The sequence below is a fragment of the Oligoflexus tunisiensis genome (genome assembly GCF_001748245.1).
Taxonomy (GTDB): domain Bacteria; phylum Bdellovibrionota_B; class Oligoflexia; order Oligoflexales; family Oligoflexaceae; genus Oligoflexus; species Oligoflexus tunisiensis.
This window is the reverse complement of the sequence record NZ_BDFO01000001.1, coordinates 275,861-298,571: the sequence shown is the minus strand read 5'-3', so window position 1 is coordinate 298,571 and position 22,711 is coordinate 275,861. Positions and strand designations below refer to the sequence as shown.

Sequence of the window (22,711 nt, the reverse complement as noted above, 5' to 3'; positions counted from 1 at the left end):
TGCAGGATTTTTCCGGGTGCATAATTCCGTGAATGATCAGCATCTGGCTGCGATGAATAACTCATGAAAGCAATTTGATCCTGATTTTCGGACAAGAAAGGCCAGAAAGTGATTTATTCGCAACATGAAAACGAGTAATCGTGAGGGAGGACGAAGCGGATAAATTTAAGTTGGATCAAAGTCAATTCAAGAGCGCTCAAGAGTTCATGCCCGGGGCCCAGCAGCGAATTCGGCTTCAAATCGTCCGCTTCGAAATTCGATGGAGAGCTTTTAGTTTTTTCGATGTTTGAAGGCGCGATTTCTTTTAATTGTCAACACGGTAGGAGGAATACGACATGATTGGATATCTCAAGAAGCTTTTAATTGCCTTGACTCCCTTTCTGCTGGCTACGGGTGTAAGTATGGGGGCTGATGGCTCCAACACGGACTCCCATGAAGTCGATAGTGTTCGGGCTGCGACGTTGCCAGTCATCTTCCGGGTGCCCCTCGATCAGTATGGACGACAGCTTGCTCATGCTATGGAAATGCGTATGTACACGGGAGCGCCTGTTGCGAATCAGGCAACTGTGAATCCCGCGCACATGTGGAATCAATCTGTATATCTTTCCAATCAACACGCCGTAAGAAATGCCGATGACGGTATGGATCAAGGTGCCGACCAGGTGGATACGAGGAGATTCTACTATTATAATCCAGGTCGCTATTACTATTGGCAACCATATGGTTACTATGCTTACTACTATTATCCCTCTTATCCATACTACTATTACCATAATTACTACACTTACTACCCCTATTACCCTTACCACTACTAAACCAGGGCTTTTTGAAGTAATCCCTCGATTTCTCGCGAGGGACATCATGAGGCCAAAGGCTGCCTGAGCTTCAGTGCAGCCTTCCTAGCTCAGAAGGGCACTCTTGTTGAAACATAGCGGCAGCTGACATCCTCTCGTTGGATGACGTACCCGTGCAGGCATGCGTATTTTCTAAGGTTTGCCAGGGCTTCACATCTGTTATTCCCTTTAACTTCCGCGCCATTCGCCGTGCAGACGGTGGGGCGAAACTCACGGGTGCAGACGGTCTGCTGTTGGCAGTTATTGAAGTCGATCTGAGGATTATCCGTGAAGGACGTCTGAGGACGGCTCCGAACATATCATTTTCCTCCCGTAGAGTGAGCACTCGGATTATCTCTGCGTATGGAAAATAAAGGCAAGATGGCATCTTTATGCACTTCATAATGTAATTTGACTAGGATTCATGCTTTCATAAGCCGGTAGGAGCTGTAGAACTTTGTAGACAAAAGTTCAGGCGAACTTATCGTGCATGTCATCAGCCGATCGTGTGACTCTCCCATAGGCCTGATTCAAAGCTTCGATCAGGTGCTCCAGCTCGTGAAACTGTGAAAGGGAATCGGGAGCGGATGAACTGATCAGGCATTTGAGCTGTTGGAACTCAGTCGTCAGGGCTGTGAGGATGGGATTGAGCTGAGACACAGCGTTGGCAATGAAGTCATCCCGAACCTGTATAGCCTTCTGAGCATCGCAGTACAGCAGGGAGTTATCGATCGCGATGGCAGCACGACGCCCAATCTCTTCGGCCAGATCCAGGTCCTTCGGAGAATAATGACGATTCGAAGTGGAATAGTTCAGGGAAATCGCTCCCAGGATTTTGTCACGCGCGGCCAGGGGAATCAGAAGACAGGATTGCGGCTGAATCTTCCTCAAACGCTCCAAATGCACAGGATTGACCGTGGCCTCTTGCAGGCTCTCCTCCGTTATATCCGGCTCCGCTATGCTTTTTCCGGTTTTGATGACAGTCTCCGCGCGATAGAAATCCTCGGGCTTGGGAGAAAATTGATCAACCGCCACTGGCGCCAATTCAGGATCAACGTGAGCCGTTGTTACGGGCTCGACTTTCCCCGCTTCGGTCAACCTGAAGACGGCACACCAGTCGGCCAGGACGGGGATCACGAACCTGGCCACATGCTCGAGTGTGGCACTGTATTCAAGCGTCGAGGCGAGGGTCCTGCTGATCGAGGCCAGCAGTTCGAATTTTCTTCGCTCGGCTTCAATTTCCTGCGTGGCGCGCACGCTGGCTGTAATATCCTGGCAAACGCCGACGAGACCGGTCAGCTGCCCGGATTCATCGACTTCGGCGTGCCCCCAGGTGTGCAGGTGGCGAATGGCTCCATCAGGACGCAGGATGCGTTCGTCGTGTGAAAAAGAACTGTGGTCCCTGAAAACGGACTCCATCGTGCTACGGACCCTCTCCCTGTCATCGGGATGAACTTTCTCCAGATAACTGTCATAAGTCGGCTGATGCCTGTCGGGATGCAGACCATAGATCCTGTAAAGTTCATCCGTCCAGACCACGTTGGGCTCATGAACCTTCCACTCCCAGACTCCCAGGGTTGCGACCCGCTGAACTTCGTCAAAGAGCCTGCTGTTCCGCTCCAGCCTTTCGTCGCCCTTTTTTCCTGCCGAGATATCGAAACAAATCGCCCGTGTGCCGATGACTTCAGAATTCCGATTTTGAAGGAGGGTGATACGACATTGATACCAGCCGTCCGGACTGTGCACGCTCGACCCTTTGATCTCAAAACAGTGATCCGCCTGGTTCCGATACGCCTGACGGCAGGCCTGGATGATGCTCTGCCGGGTCAGAACAGGCTGCATCTCAGCAGGATCCTGCCCTTCCTCCAGACGATGAAACGCCTGATTGCCGAACTTCAATTGGCCGCTGCTGTCGACCAGAGCGATGATCTCCAGACCGCCCTGGAACGCGGCCTCGCCAAAGTCGAATTCGATAGAGGAAGATTCCAATTGCGTTGCCAAGTTGCACCTTCTTATCCGAGAGCGTGGGGAAGGACGACGGTGAATGTCGATCCTTCATTGACCTCACTTTCGACACAGATTTTTCCACGATGAGCCAGCGCGACCTGATTGGCGATAAAGAGCCCAAGACCGAAACCGCCGTAGGTCTCGACCGGAGCGATGCGTTCAAACCTTTGAAAGATCCTGGTCTGGTTCTCTTTCGATATGCCGATACCATGATCACGCACCCTCAGTCTGGCAAATTCCCCGTCGGCAGAGGTCGTGACGCGCACGAGCTTTCCAGGTCCAAATTTTATGGCATTGAGCAGGAGAGTATGAATGATCCGTTCGATCCTCATGCGATCCCAGCGACCTCGGACCTGTGGTGCCAGATCAAGTTCCAGAACGCAGCCTGCCTTCTCGAATTCCCTGGTCAGCTGCGTCGCAACCTTCTTCACCAATTCCGAAAGGTCAAGATTCGTGAAAGCCAGAACCAGATGTCCCGCCTGGATCAGCGACGCGTCGAGCATATCTTCGACGAGACGTTTGGCGCGATTCAGCTGATCATCCGAAATCTCCAGCATCCTAAGGAGGTCCTGCCTGTGGGCCGGGGATTCGATCATCCCGGAGAGAATGGATCGGCGCAGGTATTGGACCTGAAACTTGAGGGGAGTCAAGGGTGTTCGCAGTTCGTGGGAAGCGAGAGTGATGAAATCATCACGGAGTTTGATGGCATCCATCGCATCCTGATGCGCCTTCGATTCCTGGGAAAGAAGTCTGTCGCGTTCCTCCTGGTGGCGGATGCGCTCCGTGACGTTGGTGACCATGCCGACACAAAAGAGCGGCTCATTCTGCAAGCCTCTCGCCAAAGAGCAGATCAGATGACACCAAACGACCTCCCCGCTCCTGGAGATATAACGCTTCTCGGCCTCATAACGGTCGATTTTGCCCGCGGCAAGATCAGTTAGCTGAATCCAACAGGCTTCAAAATCATCGGGATGGGAAATCCCCTTGATTCCGAGCTTTTGAAATTCCTCTTCGCTGTAGCCCAGCATCTGAGTCAACGCTGGATTGACTTTAAAGATAAATCCTGTGCGATCTATCAAGCCAATCCCCACCTCGGCATATTCAAACACGGCGCGAAAACGCGCCTCACTGAACTTGAGTGCCTCCTTCGCACCATGATCCTCATTGATATCGAGGATGACACCGATACCAAAGGTTGGCTGTCCTTCAGGATCACGCCCCAGGGAGACACAAAGATGCACCCATAAGGGGACTCCATCCTTCGGAATATAGCGCTTTTCCATCTCAAATCTATCCAACTGACCTTGATTCAGCTGCGAAAGAAGTGAAAGTTGCCGCTCGTATTCGCCTGGATGACTGATGCCTTGGATTCCCAGTTTCTTGATCTCGTCCTCGGAATATCCAAGCATGCGGCAGAAGGCCGAATTCACTTGCACGAAGTTGCCTTCTGTATCGAGAACGGTGATACCGACCGGGGCCAATTCGAAGACCGTCCGGAATCGCTCCTCGCTTAGCTTGAGTTCCCGCTCCGCTTTCTTTTGATCGGTGATATCGAGGATGAACGTCACCATGTCTTCCCGTGATCCCTCGATGAGGGCCGCCCCCACGAGAGCATGGACCCGACTTCCATCCTTGCGTCGATACTCCTTCTCATAGGGCGTACAGGAACCCTTGTCTCTTATTTCCAGCAGGGCCTTGGCCTGGGCTGTGGAGTATTCCGGAGCCGTCAGGTCAGTCCAGCGAATTTTCCCGGCAAGGAGCTCAGCTTTTGAATATCCTATCAGATCCAGAACATAGCGATTGGCATCATGGACCGTTCCATAAATATCGGTAAAGGCCATACCAATGAGATTCGAATCAGCCAGGCGACGGAAGCGGGACTCACTCTCACGAAGAGTCTCCATGGCTCGATAACAGGTGGTGGAGTCCCGCCAGGTCATGACGCGGCCGACACGTTCGCCATGCAGGATACGTGGTATCACGTAGCGTTCGAAGACGCGGCCATTTTTCAGCTTCACGAGATCAAACCACTCCCGGTCGGGCTGCGCTTCGATTTCCTGGAGCCTTCGGACAAAGACCTTGGGCTGATCGAGCAGCCTCAGCACAGATTTGAGCCAGACTCTGGTATGACTCAAACCTTCGAGGTCATAGGGCAAGTCCCATATTTGCAGGAATTTGCGATTGAAGGCCAGAATATGGCCATCGTTATCGATGATGAGGATGGCATCGGCGATGGATTCAATCACCGATTCAAGAATCGAAAGTGAATCTGCAGCTTGGTATAAGCCGCTTTCCATCGATTCAGCCACAATACTCCCTCACAGTTTGAAACAGCTGATCGAACTCAACAGGCTTAAATAAAACGCATTTGGCGTTCCTGACCCTATGAGCATGCTCCGTATAAGCCGTGAGCAATACGATTGGGATGGAGGAAAATGCTTCCTGCTGCTCGATCGCGGCAGCGAACTCAAACCCGTTCATGACCGGCATCATGAGATCCAGAAGAATGAGTGACGGCGGATCGATCTTTCCCAGGAGTTCGAGAGCTTCCTGGCCGTTTGAGGTTTGCATGACCTCGTATCCTTCCATTTGCAGCATCAGACTCAACGTATCACGAATACCTTCATCATCTTCGACGATGAGGATGGGTTTTAAAGTGCGCATGCTCTGGCCTTATCCTCATTGAAGAGCTCGACTGGATTCATTCCCTTGGACAATGCGATCCTAAAAATCCTGAAAACACTGGCACGCGATTAATTTAGGGGATTTCTTGAGACGGGACAACTGGCCATTTTGTAGATTCAAGTCATGATTCTGGCTTTTGTCGAGCAAGCTCATGGCCAGCATCCTGATTCTGAATGGATAAGATTGCCTACATAACCAGCCTGCTTGATTCAGAGCGCTATCAAGTGCGTATCCACAAGATTGGATCGGGAGGCGATGATTCGGAAATAGAGTCGTGTGGCAGCGGGATCGTCGCGCACGATCAGGGAATTTTCCTTCAGGTCATAAACTTGAAAATCCAGGCGTGATTGACGATCAAGACTTTTGAAAACCCTTTCCTGCAAAATGATGATGTTGGCCGCCTGTCTTCCTTTCAGAAGAATCTTTCTCATCCCTTCATATCGTGTGGCCAGGACGATGGCACGGCCATATAGGTCATATTCCTTGGTTCCTGACTCGGGATAAAAACCCGAAATGCCGTCGATCGCGATGCCAATCCCACAGTGGATGGGATCCGAATAGTCAAGTATGGCAACTTCCTCTTCAAAGATGGCGACGAAGCGATAAGCCAGCTCCATGGCCGCCAGGGCGATGGAATCGTGACGAGCCTTGAAGGGGTAGCCGATCGAACAGAGGAAGCCATCGCCCATTTCCTTGATCCGATAGGCGTTGGCCTTAAGGTCCTTTCCATCATAGCCTTCGGTCATGATCTCGTTGCAACGCCGAAAAACCGTTCTAAAAAAATCCTTGGCCTTGACATGTTGTATCCTGGAGCTGCCGGCGATATCGAAACACATAACACAGGCTTCTCCTGGGCCGGTCGGCATGGTCTCTTCAAGGTTTTCTCCATGACTAATTTGTTTAATCTGATGCGGATAGAAAACTTTTTCCAGCTGATTGAAGGCGTGCTTCATTTCCTTCTGTGACTGGAAAAGGGCTGCCGTCTTCTCTTCCATGGCCAGTTTTACCTTCTGCGATGTGGCCAGGGATACCAGGATCATTTCCAGATAATAGCCCACAGCAATCGACGAGGACGCGTATTCGATATTCAGGGTGGGAGCGCTCTGATAGAAAGCTGCCGTTATCATGGCGCCTGCCGTGTAACAACCCCAGGATATCAGGTAAAAAAATGCCGGCGAAAAACCCTGTCGATACCTTTTATACGCGTACCACACGAGGATGATGCAAGCGCAGGAGGCGGAGATGACCTGCCCGATGCGCGAAGGGAAACCATCCCAGATGCAGAGGCCGAAGGTTGTGATGCAGCTGCAGGCCAGAAAATAGTTGGCTCTCCTGAAATAGGTTCGAAGGTCCAGGAAAATCGACCCGAACACGCAGATGCTCACCAGGAATATGGAGTAGATGAGATTGAATCCAGTCAGTGTTGACATGCGGAAGGGAAAGTACTTCTGATAGCTGATCGAGACAAACATGAAGGAAAGAAAAAAACCAAACAGCAGATAAAAGCAGTAGGCCATCCTCTCCTTGGTTCGCATGTTAAAGGCACTGACCAAATTGTAGAGGAAGAGGGACAGAAATCCCCCAACCAGCATGGATATGAACAGGGAATAGTCATAAAAGAATTTCGGAGTTTCCCCCAACGCATAGGCATAGGGAATAAAACTGGTGGCAAAAGTCTTTTGCTGAAAAAGGAGAGTATTGAGACCTGGTTTCAACTCCACCCTAAAGTGCGGAAGGTGGTTGAAATAACCCTGGTTGCCAAACTCCGCGCCTCCTTTTATTGCGAACCATGAGTCCGCACCATGATTGTATACGGAGACGTTCAGCAGGAAGGGTGTATATTTGCTGATGACGTCCAGCGGGCGTGATACGTCGTAGCGGTTCTCAATTTGGATGGCGAACCAAAAGGTGGACTGGGAATAGCCGCGCATGATGACATTGCCTTCGGAACGCTCGAATAGCCCCTGCCTAAACTTCTGTAAAGCCTGAAGGTGGCTCATTTCATGGTGCGGATCTTCGAAAACAAAGGTTTTATCACCCAGAGGCTTGAGCGTCTGAATCTCATCCAGTTGAACAACACTGTCCTGAACTTCGGGTGGACCTTGTCCCCATGCCTGGCGGGAGAGGACGACAAGGAGCAGCCCAAAAACAAGCATCAGAATGGGTTTGCCTTTTGTCACAATCGATTCCACTCCGCCTGGGGATGGTGCTATTCATTCTTCGGCAAAAGCTCCTCTTGCCATAAACCGCAATCCTCACCTTAATTTTACCCATATGTCGGACTTCCTGATCTACCCCTCATGCACCAGAGCCTGGCTCAGAAGGGGTAAACTGACATCGTAGCGGTAGCTCGTACCGGAATGATTGTCATCAAACTCAAAGACCTGATGATGAATTCCATGCCCCTGCAGTTTCTGCTTGATCTGACGCATGCCGAAGTGCAGGTGATATTGATCCCTGTTGCCGCAGTCAAAATAAAGATAACGCAGCTGCTGCAGAGCCTCCCGACATTGAGTCTGTTCGATCATCACCACCGGATCATTGGCCAGCCACTTCTGCCAGACTTCGTCATCCAGCGCTCCCGTCATAGGATCGATGGGCAGACGATAGCCATCCGGCTCGGTGGGATCGGGACTATAGCTGGCCGCCATCCCGAGGAGCATAAGGATGTGAACATCCTTGCCGCCGATCTTGGGACCTTTGCGGAGGGCTGTCAGATAACTGCTGACGCTGCCGGAATGTCGAGCCAGAGCGTAGCAGAGGTCGACCAGGTCACGGCGGTAAAGAAGATCAAAGCCCATATCACCTGAATGACAGGCAACAGCGGCGAATGTTCCGGGGCGATCCATGGCCAGACGCAGAGCCCCAAATCCTCCCGAGGACCGGCCAAAAACCGCACGTGAGGCGGAGCCCTTCAGAACGGGATAATGCGCTTCGATGTACGGGATAATTTCCTCGACGATATGATCCGCATGACGCCCAAGATACGATGAATTGATATACTGACTGCCGCCAAAATCTGTATAGAGATCCGGGCAGACCACCACGCAAGGCTTCAAGGCGCCATCGTCCATGAGACGCTGCAGACGGTTCGGCAGGCTTTCCTTGAACGGTTCCCAATCCATCTGCTGCCGGCCGGCGCTGGTCCACGGGGCCAGGCAATACAGCACGGGAAAACGGCGTTCGGGGGATTCCAGCGCCGCCGCAGGCAGGAAAACCGTGACCGGACGCGCGCTGTCAACACCGGCTGGATTGCCTTGCAGGACAGTACTTTGGACCCACTCGGTCACGATACGATAACGCGGTCCGCGGTCTTTTAATGTGGTTAGCAATGAATTTTCCTCCATCTTTCGTTATGATCGTGTGGAATGCTGTTCCACACCATGAGGTAGCTATGGATTTCGCTTACGGCGCCCGCGTCGTCAACATGATGATTGCCTTGATCATCGCCCTGACCTTTCATGAGGCGTCTCACGCCCTCATGGCGAGGATCCAGGGCGATCGGACACCCCAGATCGATGGTCGTTTGACCCTGAACCCGATTCCGCACATCGATCCCATTGGAACCCTGTTTTTCCCACTGCTCGGCGCCATGGTCGGCGGCTTTTTGTTCGGCTGGGCCAAACCGGTCAGTGTTGATCCCCGCAATTTCCGTGATCAAAAATGGGGCCAGGTTATGGTCGCCGCCGCAGGCCCTGCCTCCAATCTCATTCTCAGTATCGTGGCCCTGATCGGCATGCAGTTCATGAGCGGGGCTCAGGATGGTTCGGTCATGATCGGTTTCTATCGACTCGCCGAACAGCTGGTCTGGATCAATGCCATCCTTGCCATTTTCAATCTTCTGCCGGTCTATCCTTTGGATGGCGGCACCATAGTCTATGAACTCCTGTCCCCTGATATGCGCCGCAAGTATGAAGAGTATGTGATTCCTTATGGATCCTTTGCTCTGCTCGCGCTGATGCTGGTCGGTGGCTTGAGCTGGTTGGGATATGTGGCCGGTTTCTGGGTTCTGATTGCACGCTGGATGGTCAGCTTTGTCATCTGATCAGGAGCTCTTATGAAAATTGTGGGAATCAATCATCTCGGTCTCGCGGCCAAGGATCCCGTGAAGGCACGCTGGTTTTTGGCTGAAATCCTGAAGCTGCCGTTCCTCGGCGAGGAACTGGTCAAGGAGCAAAAGACCAACACGATCATGTTTGAATCCTCGGTGGGCCCGGCTGCGGCTGGTGCCCGGCTTGAAATTGTCGCCAATCAGGAAGGCGAGGACGGGCCGATCAAAAAATTCGTCGAAACCAAAGGCGGCGGCATTCATCATATGGCGTTGTCGGTGGATAATCTCGATGAGGCTTTGATAGAGCTGAAAGTCAAGGGCATTGAACTGATCGATGAGAAACCGCGGTACGGCGCTCATAACAGCCGCATCGCTTTCATTCATCCGCGCGCCACCGGCGGCATCCTGATCGAACTCGTTCAGGCGACGGCGGAGCACGGATGAAAACGTCCCAGAAACGTGGACCGCCGCGCCTCAATTTTTGGAGCATCCTTGCGGTTGCGGCGCCGCTGGGGCTCATGCCCAAGGCACCCGGAACCTTCGGCAGCCTCGCCGGCATTCCTGTGGGCCTCGCCTTTTACCATTACGGTCACATGCTCGGCGTCCGCTGGAATGTTTCCGGCACCCTCGTGCAGATTGGTCTTCTCACGTTGCTTGGCCTTTTGTCCTGGTGGGCGATTGATAAGACGGAAAAATTCTGGGGCACTCATGATGATGGCCGCATCGTCATCGACGAAGTGCTGGGCCAGGCGATTCCGCTCAGTTTGATGCCTGCGGATTGGAAGTGGATCGCCCTGGCTTTTGTGCTCTTTCGCTTCTTTGATATCGTCAAGCCGGGCCCCATCGGCTGGGCGGATCGGGAGCTGCCGGGCGCCTGGGGAACCATGATTGATGATGTGATCGCCGGTATTTTCACCTGGGCGGTTCTCGCCCTGGCTCAGACGCTGGGCCTTGTCCTGTGAATTTTTTTCCATGGTGTTTTTCCTGCGTGGGGAAACACATGGATATCTTCAGAATCTTTACCTTTATTTCATGAAACATCCCGTTGACGAAACGCCGGCGACAATCGCATGATGAGCGCAAGGTTATGCCGTTTCCTTTATTGTCTTCCATTTGGAGTCGCTCGAATGGATTCGAATTCCTTGTGGTGGCGTCTGGCCATCAGTTTGATGGTGCTTAAAAGGAGATCGTTATCGTCAACCTTCGCGACTGATTTCGCCGCACGACGCTATCTGGCCCTCTTCGCATTTCGGTGCTGATTGGCGCATCTGCTTTTTTCCTTCTGCAATGCTATAATGGGCCCGAATCCGGTATGGCCTGCGGAAAGGATGCTCCATGCGTTTACCTTCGTTCTCTGCTTTTCTCGTGATCGCTGTTCTCGGAACAGGTGTTGCCCAACCTGCTCCCGCGCTGACCAACATGAATGGCAATGTGGAATCGATTCTCGTTCAAAGATTAAGTGATGGCAAAGTGGTTTATTCGAGCGGCCCCGATCGCTCTCTGACACCGGCTTCTGTCACCAAGGTGATTACCTCGGCGGCCCTTTTGCATTATTTTGGGCCCGCGCATACGTTCAAGACCCGCTTCTACTATAGCGGGCTGCGAAGCGGCGACGTGATTCAGGGCAATCTCTATGTGAAAGGTGACGGTGATCCACTCGTCATCAATGAAAAACTCTGGCAGCTCGCCGCCGATCTTCGGCATCTCGGCGTCAAGAGTTTCACCGGTGACCTCATCATCGACAATGATCTCTTCGACAATGAGAAGCGCGATTCCTCGCGACAGGATGGAATCAAAGCCTCGGATCGTGCCTATGATGCGCCGGTCAGCGCCTTTGGTTTGAATTTCAACACGCTGCCGATCGCGGTTTCACCCAGCGCCAAGGCTGGACAGAAAGGCCGCGTGAGTTTTGATCCCTATCCCATTCCCAACCTCCCGCTGATCAACAACACGAGCACCACCACCGGTGTCAAAAGCTCGATCCAGGCTGTCCGCCAAAGCCGTGGGAATCAATCGACCCTGGTGGTGTCGGGTTCCATCGGTTCCCAGGCGCCGATGGTGAAGGTCTATCGTTCCATGGGCAATGCCGTGACGGAAGGTGGCGAACAGCTGCGGGCCTTTCTTGAAGCCTCGGGAGTCCTGGTGCATGGGAAGGTGAAGGAAGGTTCCACACCAGTGTCCGCAAAATTGCTCTACACGCTCGAAAGCTACGATCTGGGCTTCATCGTGCGGGGTCTCAATCATTATTCGAATAATTTTATTGCCGACATGCTGGTCAAGCGCCTGGGTGCAGCCTTTCCCGAGCGCGGCGAAGCGGACGTTGACGGCAGCGGCACCCTGAAAAATGGCGTGAGCGCCATCGAGCGTTTTCTGCGCGACGAGGTGGGAATCAAGGACAAATTTGAAATCATCAACGGCTCGGGTCTCGACAATCGCAATCGCTTCAGCGCGGAGCAGATCGTTAAGGTGCTCACCTACATGCACCAGCATATGGAGCTTTATCCCGAATTCCTGGCCAGCTTCCCCGCGTCCGGTTTGACCGGAACACTGGAAAAACGCTTTAAAAAACTGGGAGACGGGGAAATTCAGGGCCTGGTTCGTGCCAAAACGGGTACTCTCTCCCAGCCGGTCTCCGTGTCGAGTCTGGCCGGATACATGGGCCATCCGAAGCATGGAATGCTGGCCTTTGCCATACTGAACAATGGCAAAAGTCCCGACAACCAGCCCACTGTGGCGGACTTTCGCCGGCGTCAGGATCAGGCCTTGTATGAGATCCTCGCAAAGTACTAAAACCGCCTGGAACGCGCTAGGCGCTTCGAATTTTCCCTGCTAAGATCCTGGGCCTACGACTCATGAAAGGACATGCCGTGACTGCCGTGCACCTGGAAGCCCTCAAAGCCATCGTCACCGAATCGCGTTTGACCGTAAAATCCGACGACTTGCAGGTTTACGGCAAGGACTGGACGCGTTCCACACCGGATCCGCTCGCCGTTGTTTTCCCGAAAACCACGGACGAGGTCAGCCGGATTTTACGCTACTGCAATGAGCATAAAATTCGCGTGGTGCCGAGCGGTGGACGCACAGGTCTGGCCGGTGCGTGCAATGCTTCGCATCAGGAGCTCGTGGTGTCCCTGGAAAAAATGAATCGCATTCTGGGCATCGACCCCATCAATATGAGCGTCACCGCGGAAGCCGGTGTTATCATCGAAACCCTGCAAAAAGCGGCCAAGGATGCCGGACTCTTCTATCCGGTGGATCTGGCTGCCAAAGGCAGCTGCCAGCTCGGCGGCAATATTGCCACCAATGCCGGCGGTTTGAAATTGATTCGCTACGGCGGCACCCGTGAGCAGGTGCTCGGTTTGGAAGTGGTGATGGCTGATGGCACGGTGCTGGATTTGAACTATGATCTGCGCAAGAACAATATCGGCTACGATCTGAAGCAGCTCTTTGTGGCTTCGGAAGGAACGCTCGGCATAGTCACCAAAGCGACGATGAAACTGGCGCCTTTGCCGAAGGAGCTGCGGCTCACCTGTATGGCGACCGACAGCTTTGAAAAAATCACGCAGCTTTTGGGTCTGGTCAACCTGCGTGGCATACATCCCACGGCGTTTGAGTTTTTCACCAAGGCCTGTTTGAATCTGGTGCTGAAGCATCAGACCCAAAGACAGAACCCCTTTGGTGACAGGCATGAATTTTACGTGCTGCTGGAATTTGAAAAACAGCCGGAAGGGGCCAAAGATCCCATGGAACCCTTCCTCGAGGAAGCGTTTGAGCGCGGTCTGATTACCGATGCGGTGATTGCCACGAGCTCTGCGGAATTCCATAATCTTTGGGGTCTGCGCGAACTGATCAGCGAATCGGTGTCGATGGAAGGCCTGGTTCGCAAGAATGATATCGCGCTGCCGATCAGCAGTCTGCCGCCCTTTATCAAGGAAATGGAAAAGGTCCTCGCCAACGTCCGCGGTGTGCAGATGTTCCTTTTCGGGCACATCGGTGACGGCAACCTGCATTTGAACTATTCCGCCCCCACCAGCATGGATTACGAAGCCTTCCGCTCGCTCACGCGGACTACGGAGGTCGAGGTTTTCAAGCTCGTGGAGAAATATCGCGGCAGCATTTCTGCAGAACACGGCATCGGCGTTCTGAAAAAGGCCGACCTGCATTTCTGCGCGCCCAAGGAAGTGGTGGAGACCATGCGTAAGATCAAAGCGATCTTTGATCCGAATGGAATTTTGAACCCAGGGAAAATTTTCGATCTATGACGACGACCGCACAATCGCTGGCTGCCGCCATCGCCCGCTGGCTCGAAGGGCGGCAGAACCGCAGCCTGCAAATGCTGGCACGCCTCTCGTCTGTGAGCTATTCCACGGTGCGGCGGGTGGCGCAGGGTGAGGTGGATCCTTCCCAGGAAGTGGCGATCGCCATCGCCTCGATCATCATGCCGGAAGCCGAGCTGCGGGACTTTGTCGGCAGCCGCTGGCCGGCGCTCAAACGCTTTGTGGTGAATGTCAGCTATCGCACGACCGAGGATGATCTCGCGCGCTTTTTGCACTCCGAGGAGCATCTCAAGATACTGGTCCTCGCCAGCCATATTCAAGGCATCAATGAGAAGGATGTGATCGAAACCTACGGGCAGGGTCTCATTCCTTATTTTGAAGATATCGTGGCGGCCGGAGTCCTGACCCGCAAGGGTGATAAATGGATTCTGGATCAGGATGTCGGCAGTTCCTCTTTCGAGCATGCCCGCCGTTCGCTCGCCACGTTCATCAGCATGTGTTCCCGCAGAAATGATGAGATCAAGGGAGCCTCAGCCGCCTACGTGGGCTGGGAATCCCTGAACAAGGAGGCCGCTCTGCAGCTCGCGGCCCTTGAGGCCAAATTCTGCGAGGATGCGTTTGCCATCATCGGTGACAAGACCAATCGTGGCGATGTTCTGGTTTTCTTTGGAACTCTATTCAACGTCCTCAAGGGTCAGGAGAGATTGGTATGAAAGCTTTGTATTTGATCCTGGCTCTGGCTTTTGGAAGCCCGGCCTTTGCCGGCGGGGCCATCGGCGGATCCACAGGATCCAAATGTGCCGAGCATATCATTTTGAATTCGATGGAATTTCAGCGTCTGATCCACCAGGTCATGACCAAAGGTGAATTGATCATTCACGGTGAAAGCATGCGCGTGGAAATTTTGGATCTTGATGAGCAGGTGATTGAAATGTGGTCCCTTGAGAATGAGGAGCGCAGCGTGATCTGGTATGTTGAGATTCGGGATTGGGATTGAAAAGACCCCGCGCCGGACGCCGGGGTGTGATTATTTTTTGAACAGAAAGACCATCAGCCGCCGGTGGCAACCATCCGATCCGCACCCATGGATTCCGCTCGTTCGATCGCCTTCCGTGGGTTGAAGCGCAACTGACCTTCCAGCATTTTGCTGACTCTGGCATTCGGCGTCGAACTTTTGAAAACCATGTGACAGCCCATTTCGCCTGGCTTGGAATCCACCACCGCCAGCACGCGATTCTTCGCGGCTTCCTTGGCTTCCTCCTGGGTCTTATCCCGGGGAGCGGGAGACTGGGAAGCTCCGCCGGACGGCTGCGCCTGCAGATCCCCGACCGTGCGATTCAGAGCATGATCATTGCGGGCGATTGTAAGTTGCGAGCCCTTGTCGATGGCCTGGTTGACCCGCTTGAGCAGCGCTTCCGCACGCGACAGGACCTTGGTCGTTGGATATTGGACAGCCTGCTCCAATTCGGCTTTGGCCTCGGCAAGCTTGGTCGAACGGATATAGGCGAAGGCGATGTTATAGTGCACGATGCCTTTGATATCCGGCCGCTCATCAGGAATGGCTTCCAGCGTTTTTTTGTAGCCTTCAATGCCGTCATCGATCATGCCGCAGCGGGCCAGCGCCACAGAGCGGTTGTTCATATAGGCTACCACATTTTCCATGGCCTTGAGCTGGGCCATGATCTTCTTCGCGACACCTGTTTCCCCGCCGTTGATCGCAGCCTTGGCTTCCGCCTCCTTCACTCTTTGACTGTCGGGATCGATATCCTTGGCCTCTTCCAGAATTTCATTGGCCTTCTTCGTATCACCAAGTTCGGAATGGATTTCTGCGATCTGACACAGACGTTCGAGATTCAAAGGCGCCAGGGTTTGCGCCTTTTGAAAGCATTTCAAAGCGGTTTCAAATTCCCGAAGGTTGATCATAGCCTTGCCGAGCAGGTTCAAAATAAAGATCGACTCACCGGCATGCTTGATGGCTTCAATTCCAAAGTCTCGGGCCTTTTCGTTGTCACCAAATGCATAGGCGAATTCCGCCTCGATCAATTCCTTCGAGCCCACACTGATGGTGGCATCGGAGATATAGCGCTCCTTGATTTTGGCCGCCTCTTCGAACTGTCGCTCAGCCAGCAGCTGACGCATTTTGCGTTCCATGCTGCCCTGCTCGGTCGGCTGGCGATCCTGCTGAATGGTCCAGATAATGGACTGCACCAGTTCCTTGCGTTGAAATGGTTTTTGCAGTGTGTTAGCCACACCCATCTCGCGCACGAAAGGAATGTCCTCTTTCTGCACAAGGGAACTGACCAGGATCACCGGAGTGGTTTTGGCGCCTTCCTCCTGAGCCCTTTGGAGAAACAGAGGACCGGTCAGCTTCGGCACGCGCCATTCCTGAAGAATGATATCCGGATTGTTATGCTGCTTGATATGCTCATGCGCGCTGAGGCCATCCTCGAAGGCATGAATGCTTTCCACACCCATTTCGTGCAGAGTGGTCTGAATTTCCGAACGTATGGAGGTGTCGCTATCGAGAATGATGGCCGTCTTCAAGCCGAGCATGTTCATACCGCTGCCACTGGACTGGGAGATGTCCTCACCGGCCAGATAGGTTGTGCAGATCTGTTTGATGGCACCACCGAGCGATGCATCAATCTTTCTCACCTGGGAAAGAATGGCTTTTGCTTCATCCTCCTTGCCGGTTTTGGCCAGAGGAACGGCAAGATTCAGATACTGATGTAGATCACCGGGCGAATATTTCAATAGGTGACGTTCAAAGGTCAGCAGTTCTTCAAAGAGTCCCAGAGCCATCAGGTTCTGCCGCAGATAGGATCCCGCCATCTGACTGGATCGCCAGCCGGATTTTTCATAACGCTGCAGGAAATCCTTCAATTCATTGATCAGGGAATCCTTGGTAAAGGGCTTTTTATGATAGGACAGCAGACCGCGCTCAAAGCAGGCCGGGAGGATATCCATTTCGGTTTCTTCGACGAGAGCGGAGACACGCAGCTGGCGCAATTCGGGAACGGTGGTATAGAGATTGAGAACCTGCAGGAGGTTCTCATGCTGATCGACAAAGAGCGGTGTAATCAGCCAGCGAACCCTTTCCACCTCCATGATACTGAGAGCATCCTTGAGGCTGGGCACACCGTGCACATCGGCAAAACCGAGACCGCGAATCACTTCGGAGAGAAGGGTACGGGAGGCCCCTGATGGGTCCACCACCAGAACCTTCACATCCCTGTCTCTAAAAAAAACATCCATGGCCACCACCGCTTATCGTTGAAAGGAGGCGTCGCATATTTATCGACAATCCTGGCGAAGGAATGAGTCGGCCCAGGCTGGGGTGTTATTAACCCGCGACAAATCCAGGCGTTTTATTTACAATCAAAGCCCCATAGGGATGAACCAAACGGAGGAGCATTTTCGTGCTTCGAATGAAACCCTTACTCATCACGGTCTTAAAGCTGGCCCTGGCGGCGGCCCTCATCGCCTGGCTGGTGGGATCAGGCAAGGTCGACCTCTCTCAAATACGCCGATTTGCCACTGAGTATGACCTCCTGGCCGCTGCCATCGGCTATTGGATGATCGCTGCCTGCGGGATGGGAACCTGGCGCTGGAAAACCCTTCTTGAAGGTGCGGGCTATAAAATTACCTGGAAACGCGCGCTGCAGCTGCAGGTCACCGGTTTCTTTTTCAACACCGTGATGCCGGGCGCCGTGGGTGGCGACATCATTAAGCTGGCGTATGTGATTCGTGACAACAAGGATAAATCCAAAACCCAGGCGATGATGACGGTTTTGCTGGATCGCATTGTGGGTCTCAGCGGTCTTTTTCTGATCGGCTGGCTCTTCATGCTCGGCAGCCTGTCCACCCTCATGCAGGATCCCCGCCTTGTGCCGCTCGTCACCCTGATGGGCGGTGTGAGCGGTGGTTTTGTGGTGTTTTATACCGCAGCCCTTTACCACTATCGCGGGCGTGACCCCTTTCTGCGTTTCCTCTCCTTGCCGATTCCGGGCGTTGGCCTGTTTTACAAGCTCTATAATGCCCTGCGCACCTATCGCTATGCGCGTGGCGCCATCGCCCGTAGCCTCATCCTTTCGCTGATCATTCAGGGGCTCAGCCTCTGCTTTTTCTATCTCATCACGGTGAAAATTCTCGGTGACGCTCCCGACTTCAGCCGCATCGCTTCCATCTTTCCAGTCGGTGTCTTGACCACAGCGATTCCCATCACTCCGGGCGGGCTCGGTGTGGGTCACGTGGCCTTCGATCGGCTCTTCAACATGATCGGCCTGCAACATGGTGCGACCGTCTTCAATCTTTTCGTTATTTCCCAGCTTTTATTGAATATTCTGGGCGTGATCCCCTATCTCAGCCTGCGTCGCCATCAGCCGCTGCCCTCGGGGGGCGCGGATGTGGACAGTTCCGCTGTGATTTCAGCCTATTGATCGGCTGTCCATAAAGTCCCTGAGCCACCTGCCGATGGACCTTCGGGTTTATCTCGTGACAATGGTGTGCTCATGGCAATTGAACGTTTCCTGATTCTGGATGACAACACAGGCAACACGCTCTTTTTTGAGATGTTGCTGAAGGAACTCGGCTTTTCCAATATCACCATTTCCCCCACCGGTGATGACGCTCTGATTCAGGCTGACAAGAATCACATCCAGTTCTATATCGTGGCCTGGGAACTGCGCGGCATGCCCGGCACAATTTTTGTACAGAAAGCCCGTTCGAAAAAGAAACGCCGCTTTGTGCCCTGTATCATCTATTCCAAGCGCATGGCGCCTGATGATGTGAAGTTGACCAAGGATCTTGGCTTTACCAATATCCTGTCCCTGCCCTTTGATCGGCAGCAGGTCAAGGAGATGATCACCAGCATCGTCAACTTTGAATCCAATATCGATCCCCGCGAAAACCAGCTTCGCAAGATTGAAATGTATGTCTGGGATGGTTCGCCCGGGGAAGCCTATAAAATGTTCACCGATGACCTGTTCAAGCCTGGCCCTTACCAGACCCGCGCCCTGCTCGCGGCCACCGAAGTCTTTATGGGTCTCGCCAAGATCGAGAAGGCGGAAAAATGTGTCAATGACGCCTTGCGCAATGCCCCGGATAACAACCGTGCCGTGCAGCTGAAGGCCCGCATTCTCTCGCGCCGAGGCCATCATGATGAGGCGATCACGATCCTTGAAAAACTGGTGCAGGCTTCGCCGAAGAACATTTCCAACAAGATCAACCTCGGCAGTGCCTATATCGAGGCCGATCGCCATGATGAGGCCCGCCGCGTCTTTAGCGATGTGATGGGCGAGGATCCCAACAACCAGGATTGCAAGGATCAGCTGGCGACGCTCGCCTTCAAGGAAGGGGATTTTTCTCTTGCCGAGCAACTGATCGCGGAAACGGAAAACGGCAACGAGCTGGCGCGTGCCTTCAATAACCTGGCCATCTCCCAGGTGGCCAAGGGTGATTTTGATAAGGGTATCATCACCTATAACAATGCCATGCGAATGCTGGCGGACAAGGCGCGCCTTTACCTTCTTCAGTACAACCTCGGCCTCGCCTATCGCAAAAAAGGCGCGTTGGAAAAGAGCCTCCATGAGCTGGCCAGCAGCTACACCTCCGAGCCGACCTTTGAAAAGGCCTACGTCGCCATCGCCAGGGTGGTGCAGGAACTCAAGGCCAAGGGCGTGAAACCCGAGCCGAAATTGATACGCGACGTGAAACAGGCCCGTGAGCTCGCCAAAAAATCAGCTTAATTTCCCGGCCGGGTTCGCTTATCCTGCCCAACGGATTGACCGTATGGGAAGGAAACCTTATGCCCTTCATGGTGCGCGACAACGCTGAAATTTTTTATGAAATCCTTGGAACGGAAGGCCCTTGGCTGACACTGGTCAATGGTCACACGCGCAGCAGCCGCGATTTTCGCCTGCTGGCCGGCAACCTTTCCAGGCAGGGTGTCCGCTGTCTGCTCTTTGACAACCGTGGTTCCGGTGACACCAAAAACAGTCCCGACTTTACGCTTGATGATATAGCCGACGACATCATTCATCTTTGGGATCAACTCGGCATCGATCGCTCTCTGGTCATGGGTCTTTCGATGGGTGGACTCGTCAGTCAAATCCTGACCCACAAGGTGCCTGATCGGGTCCAGGGGCTGATTCTGGTGTCGACCGGCAGCTCCGAGGCCTCGCTGTCTTCGGCCGCGTTTGTGCCCTGGGGCACGACCGAGGAAAGCGTATTTCAGAAACTGCAGGCGTATTTTACCGAGGGCTTTTTACAGAGAAACCGGCTGCTGGTCCAGGCGATGGCCAAACAGATTCTGCAGGGCATCAACTCGGATCACTTCGAGGAACGCTCCAACCAGCAAAGAACGGCCATGAACGGGGTGGATACGCGGCCGTTCCTGGGTCGATTCCGCTGCCCGACGCTCATCATCCACGGGCAGGATGATCGCATCATTCCCTTTGCGGCTGGCGTGGAACTGGAGCGTTTGATTCCAGGCGCCCGTCTCAAGGCTCTGCCGGATGTGGGACATCTGGTTTTGGCGGAATACAGCAAGAATCTTGCTCAGGATGTGCTGGACTTTATCCGGGAGAACGGCTGGCTTTAGGCCATCGAGGCGATCAGATTCACATCCGATTCCGGCAGACCGAGTTCAGCGGCCACCTGAGCGGCGGAAAGACCTTTGGAAAGCAGAAAGCGGGCATCGACATACTTTTTATCTTCGATCTCGGCCAGCACTTCCTGATAGGGAATTTTCTTGTCGAAAAAGCGGGCCAGTTGCTCGGCACGGGAGATCGCCTTTTGCAGAATCTGCCGTTCCTCACGGCTTTTCTGAATGACGGCGCTCAAGGTGGTGCGTTGCTTCTCAGCCTTGGTCAGGGGTTCCTGAATCTGCCGCGTGACATCAGCCACCACGGAGGCCACTTCCTGAGCCAGGATACTGCCGCTGGACTTCAGACCAATTTCCGTTTCGGTGGCCATGGTCGCGACTTTTTCATAGAGATTTTTCATGTCGGCGTGCCGGGTGACGAGTTCGTCGCGTACCGAATCGCGCAGCTCCTTGAGCAGGCGCTGCTCTTCATGAATTTCCCGCAGGAGTTCAATGGGCTCCGACTGATTCCGGCGGCGGAAGGCCATCATCACGGCTCCGACCAGAATCAAATCCATCACAATCAGGATGACGAGCAGAATGGTGATCATGCGGAGGCTCCCAGCGCACCCGATCAGCCTTCCTGGAGGAAAGCCTTCAGGACCTGTTCATCGATCTCGTCCATATTCACTGTGCGGGCCAGGACGATTTTCTTCTTGCCGCGTTTGCCCACATCCTCGGTCGAGACCACCTTGGCGAGTATCTTGAAATTGGATGGGGTATCGATTCGGCTGTAGTCGACAAAACGCTGCTTGCGTTCCCAGTAGTCAGGCATGTTGATATGAATCTTGAGGAGCTGCCCTTCCTCATACTCTTCCGTCACACGGAACTGGATCCCGTAGGGACTGATATGCACCGTCAGAGCCTCTTCAGGCCCCATCTCAGCATTGATCCCATAGCGAGCCACATTCAGGCTCAGGCGCCGGTTGGAACGTGGATACTTTTTGACAAGATCTTCGTTGAAAGACAAAGGGTTTTCTTCATTGTCCTGGCTCATCCATCACCCTCCCTGGGATCAATTGACCGAGGATCACTTGGCTTTTTGCTTCTTCAGCATCTGGTCTATCTTTTCCAGCTTATCTTTCAAAGCCTGTCCTGTAAAGGGCTTCACAATATAATTGCTCACCCCGGCTTTGACGGCTTCGATAATATTTTCCTTTTCCGCTTCCGCTGTCACCATAAGGAAGGGCAGATGCTTGAATTTGGGATCAGCTCGCACGGTTTTCAGGAATTCCAGACCGGTCATGTTCGGCATGTTCCAGTCGGAGACGATCAATTCGAAGTCACCATGTTCATTGAGAGCGCGATAACCCTGCTCACCGTCCTCGGCTTCGGTGAAATTATTGAAGCCGTTTTGCTTCAAAAGGGTTTTGACGATCCGCCTCATCGTGGGAAAATCGTCCACCACCAAAATCTTCAGATCAGGTTTTAGAATCGTCATATCACAACTCCATTAGTCCGTTAACAAAGGCTTGAGCCGCGACCGCAGTTTTTCCACGGCCTGGGTATGCAGCTGGCTGACGCGGGATTCTGTCACTTCCAGGATCTTGCCGATCTCCTTCAGGTTCAGATCCTCATAGTAGTAAAGCGAAAGCACCAGCTTCTGCTTCTCAGGCAATTCCTCGATATGCTTGACCAGGAGTTCCCGAATGCCTTTGCTTTTCAGCTGCGTGAAGGGGTTTTTCGAACTGACGTTTTCCAGGCATTCCAAAAGACTCTTGCGATCCTGCTGGTTCGGGCCGGACAGTTCATCGATGGACAGGAGGGTGACCGCTTTCACCTTGGCAATCATATCGTAGTATTCGTCCAGCTCGATCCCGAGGGCCTTGGAAAGTTCCTTGTCCGAGACGGCCCGGCCGAATTTCTGCTCGAGCTCGGCATAGGTCTTTTCAATTTTCTTGGCCTTGTCGCGCACCGAACGCGGCACCCAGTCCTGCGAACGGAGCTCATCAAGGATGGCGCCGCGGATCCGGAATTCGGCATAGGTTTTGAATTTGTTGTCCCGCGAGGGATCATACTTCTCGATCGCATCCATCAGACCGATCACACCGGCGCTGATCAGATCGTCTATATCGATATTCGACGGCAGACGTGCTGCAATTCTCTGTGCCACAAAGCGAATCAGTGGCGCATAGTCCATGATCAGCTGGTCCCGGAGTTTGCCATCAACGCCCTTGGTATCCTGCTTGTAGCGTTTGACAAGTCCCTTCACTGG

General features: G+C 53.4%; 21 protein-coding genes. 11 read left to right on the top strand and 10 right to left on the bottom strand.

Going from position 1 to position 22,711, the window contains the following annotated elements; translation table 11 throughout:
• Positions 1–335: 335 nt before the first annotated feature.
• A complete protein-coding gene (locus tag OLTU_RS01335; protein WP_141730962.1) occupies positions 336–815 on the top strand; it encodes a hypothetical protein in 480 nt (159 codons plus the stop codon).
• Positions 816–1,304: 489 nt separating this feature from the next.
• Here the strand turns inward: OLTU_RS01335 and OLTU_RS01330 are convergent, their stop codons facing one another.
• From OLTU_RS01330 to OLTU_RS01310, 5 genes are all read right to left on the bottom strand, one after another.
• Complete coding sequence (locus OLTU_RS01330) at positions 1,305–2,834, bottom strand: PAS domain-containing protein (protein WP_141730961.1); 1,530 nt, start codon at positions 2,832–2,834, stop codon at positions 1,305–1,307.
• 11 nt (positions 2,835–2,845) lie between these two features.
• Positions 2,846–5,149 (bottom strand): PAS domain-containing protein, encoded by a 2,304-nt coding sequence (locus OLTU_RS01325; protein WP_141730960.1) that lies wholly within the window; start codon positions 5,147–5,149, stop codon positions 2,846–2,848.
• Positions 5,142–5,504 carry a response regulator gene (locus tag OLTU_RS01320; protein ID WP_141730959.1) on the bottom strand — a complete coding sequence of 121 codons (363 nt, stop codon included), beginning with the start codon at positions 5,502–5,504 and terminating at the stop codon, positions 5,142–5,144. Before OLTU_RS01320 ends, OLTU_RS01325 begins: the two co-directional genes overlap by 8 nt.
• A gap of 230 nt (positions 5,505–5,734) precedes the next feature.
• Positions 5,735–7,705 carry a 7TM diverse intracellular signaling domain-containing protein gene (locus OLTU_RS01315; protein ID WP_141730958.1) on the bottom strand — a complete coding sequence of 657 codons (1,971 nt, stop codon included), beginning with the start codon at positions 7,703–7,705 and terminating at the stop codon, positions 5,735–5,737.
• Positions 7,706–7,816: 111 nt separating this feature from the next.
• The gene (locus OLTU_RS01310; protein ID WP_176736236.1) at positions 7,817–8,857 is read right to left on the bottom strand and encodes an alpha/beta hydrolase; all 1,041 of its coding nucleotides are present in this window, start codon (positions 8,855–8,857) and stop codon (positions 7,817–7,819) included.
• A 62-nt stretch (positions 8,858–8,919) separates the two neighbouring features.
• Between OLTU_RS01310 and OLTU_RS01305 the strand changes: the two genes are divergently transcribed.
• The 7 genes from OLTU_RS01305 to OLTU_RS01275 all read left to right on the top strand — a co-directional run bounded on the left by OLTU_RS01305 (position 8,920) and on the right by OLTU_RS01275 (position 14,850).
• Positions 8,920–9,570, top strand: a complete 651-nt coding sequence (locus OLTU_RS01305) for a site-2 protease family protein (RefSeq protein WP_176736235.1) — start codon at positions 8,920–8,922, stop codon at positions 9,568–9,570.
• A 12-nt stretch (positions 9,571–9,582) separates the two neighbouring features.
• Complete coding sequence (locus OLTU_RS01300) at positions 9,583–10,020, top strand: VOC family protein (protein ID WP_141730955.1); 438 nt, start codon at positions 9,583–9,585, stop codon at positions 10,018–10,020.
• Positions 10,017–10,538, top strand: a complete 522-nt coding sequence (locus tag OLTU_RS01295) for a phosphatidylglycerophosphatase A family protein (RefSeq protein ID WP_141730954.1) — start codon at positions 10,017–10,019, stop codon at positions 10,536–10,538. Before OLTU_RS01300 ends, OLTU_RS01295 begins: the two co-directional genes overlap by 4 nt.
• 373 nt (positions 10,539–10,911) lie before the next feature.
• Entirely contained in the window at positions 10,912–12,366 is a 1,455-nt protein-coding gene (gene dacB / locus OLTU_RS01290) for a D-alanyl-D-alanine carboxypeptidase/D-alanyl-D-alanine endopeptidase (RefSeq protein WP_141730953.1), read from the top strand.
• A gap of 77 nt (positions 12,367–12,443) precedes the next feature.
• Positions 12,444–13,838 (top strand): FAD-binding oxidoreductase, encoded by a 1,395-nt coding sequence (locus OLTU_RS01285; protein ID WP_176736234.1) that lies wholly within the window; start codon positions 12,444–12,446, stop codon positions 13,836–13,838.
• Complete coding sequence (locus OLTU_RS01280) at positions 13,835–14,566, top strand: helix-turn-helix domain-containing protein (protein WP_141730951.1); 732 nt, start codon at positions 13,835–13,837, stop codon at positions 14,564–14,566. The genes OLTU_RS01285 and OLTU_RS01280 overlap by 4 nt, the downstream gene beginning before the upstream one ends.
• Positions 14,563–14,850 (top strand): hypothetical protein, encoded by a 288-nt coding sequence (locus OLTU_RS01275; RefSeq protein WP_141730950.1) that lies wholly within the window; start codon positions 14,563–14,565, stop codon positions 14,848–14,850. The genes OLTU_RS01280 and OLTU_RS01275 overlap by 4 nt, the downstream gene beginning before the upstream one ends.
• A gap of 53 nt (positions 14,851–14,903) precedes the next feature.
• Here OLTU_RS01275 and OLTU_RS01270 read toward each other — a convergent pair whose 3' ends face one another.
• Positions 14,904–17,108, bottom strand: a complete 2,205-nt coding sequence (locus OLTU_RS01270) for a response regulator (protein ID WP_141730949.1) — start codon at positions 17,106–17,108, stop codon at positions 14,904–14,906.
• A gap of 173 nt (positions 17,109–17,281) precedes the next feature.
• Here OLTU_RS01270 and OLTU_RS01265 point away from each other — a divergent pair, with 173 nt between their 5' ends.
• The 3 genes from OLTU_RS01265 to OLTU_RS01255 all read left to right on the top strand — a co-directional run bounded on the left by OLTU_RS01265 (position 17,282) and on the right by OLTU_RS01255 (position 20,454).
• Positions 17,282–18,292 carry a lysylphosphatidylglycerol synthase transmembrane domain-containing protein gene (locus tag OLTU_RS01265; RefSeq protein WP_218109773.1) on the top strand — a complete coding sequence of 337 codons (1,011 nt, stop codon included), beginning with the start codon at positions 17,282–17,284 and terminating at the stop codon, positions 18,290–18,292.
• 72 nt (positions 18,293–18,364) lie between these two features.
• Positions 18,365–19,600: a tetratricopeptide repeat protein gene (locus OLTU_RS01260; protein WP_141730947.1), complete on the top strand. Its 1,236-nt coding sequence runs from the start codon at positions 18,365–18,367 to the stop codon at positions 19,598–19,600.
• 59 nt (positions 19,601–19,659) lie between these two features.
• Positions 19,660–20,454 (top strand): alpha/beta fold hydrolase, encoded by a 795-nt coding sequence (locus OLTU_RS01255; RefSeq protein ID WP_141730946.1) that lies wholly within the window; start codon positions 19,660–19,662, stop codon positions 20,452–20,454.
• On the opposite strand, the gene OLTU_RS01250 is transcribed toward OLTU_RS01255, so the two are convergent.
• Genes OLTU_RS01250 through OLTU_RS01235 form a run of 4 tightly spaced genes read right to left on the bottom strand, consistent with a single transcriptional unit; the run spans position 20,451 to position 22,708 of the window.
• The gene (locus OLTU_RS01250) at positions 20,451–21,047 is read right to left on the bottom strand and encodes a hypothetical protein (protein WP_141730945.1); all 597 of its coding nucleotides are present in this window, start codon (positions 21,045–21,047) and stop codon (positions 20,451–20,453) included. The two genes, OLTU_RS01255 and OLTU_RS01250, sit on opposite strands and share 4 nt — an antisense overlap.
• A gap of 23 nt (positions 21,048–21,070) precedes the next feature.
• Entirely contained in the window at positions 21,071–21,493 is a 423-nt protein-coding gene (locus OLTU_RS01245; RefSeq protein ID WP_141730944.1) for a PilZ domain-containing protein, read from the bottom strand.
• Between the two features lie 33 nt (positions 21,494–21,526).
• Positions 21,527–21,937: a chemotaxis response regulator CheY gene (locus tag OLTU_RS01240; protein ID WP_141730943.1), complete on the bottom strand. Its 411-nt coding sequence runs from the start codon at positions 21,935–21,937 to the stop codon at positions 21,527–21,529.
• Between the two features lie 12 nt (positions 21,938–21,949).
• Positions 21,950–22,708, bottom strand: coding sequence for a FliA/WhiG family RNA polymerase sigma factor (locus tag OLTU_RS01235; protein WP_218109772.1), 759 nt, complete (start codon positions 22,706–22,708; stop codon positions 21,950–21,952).
• Positions 22,709–22,711: the final 3 nt, after the last annotated feature.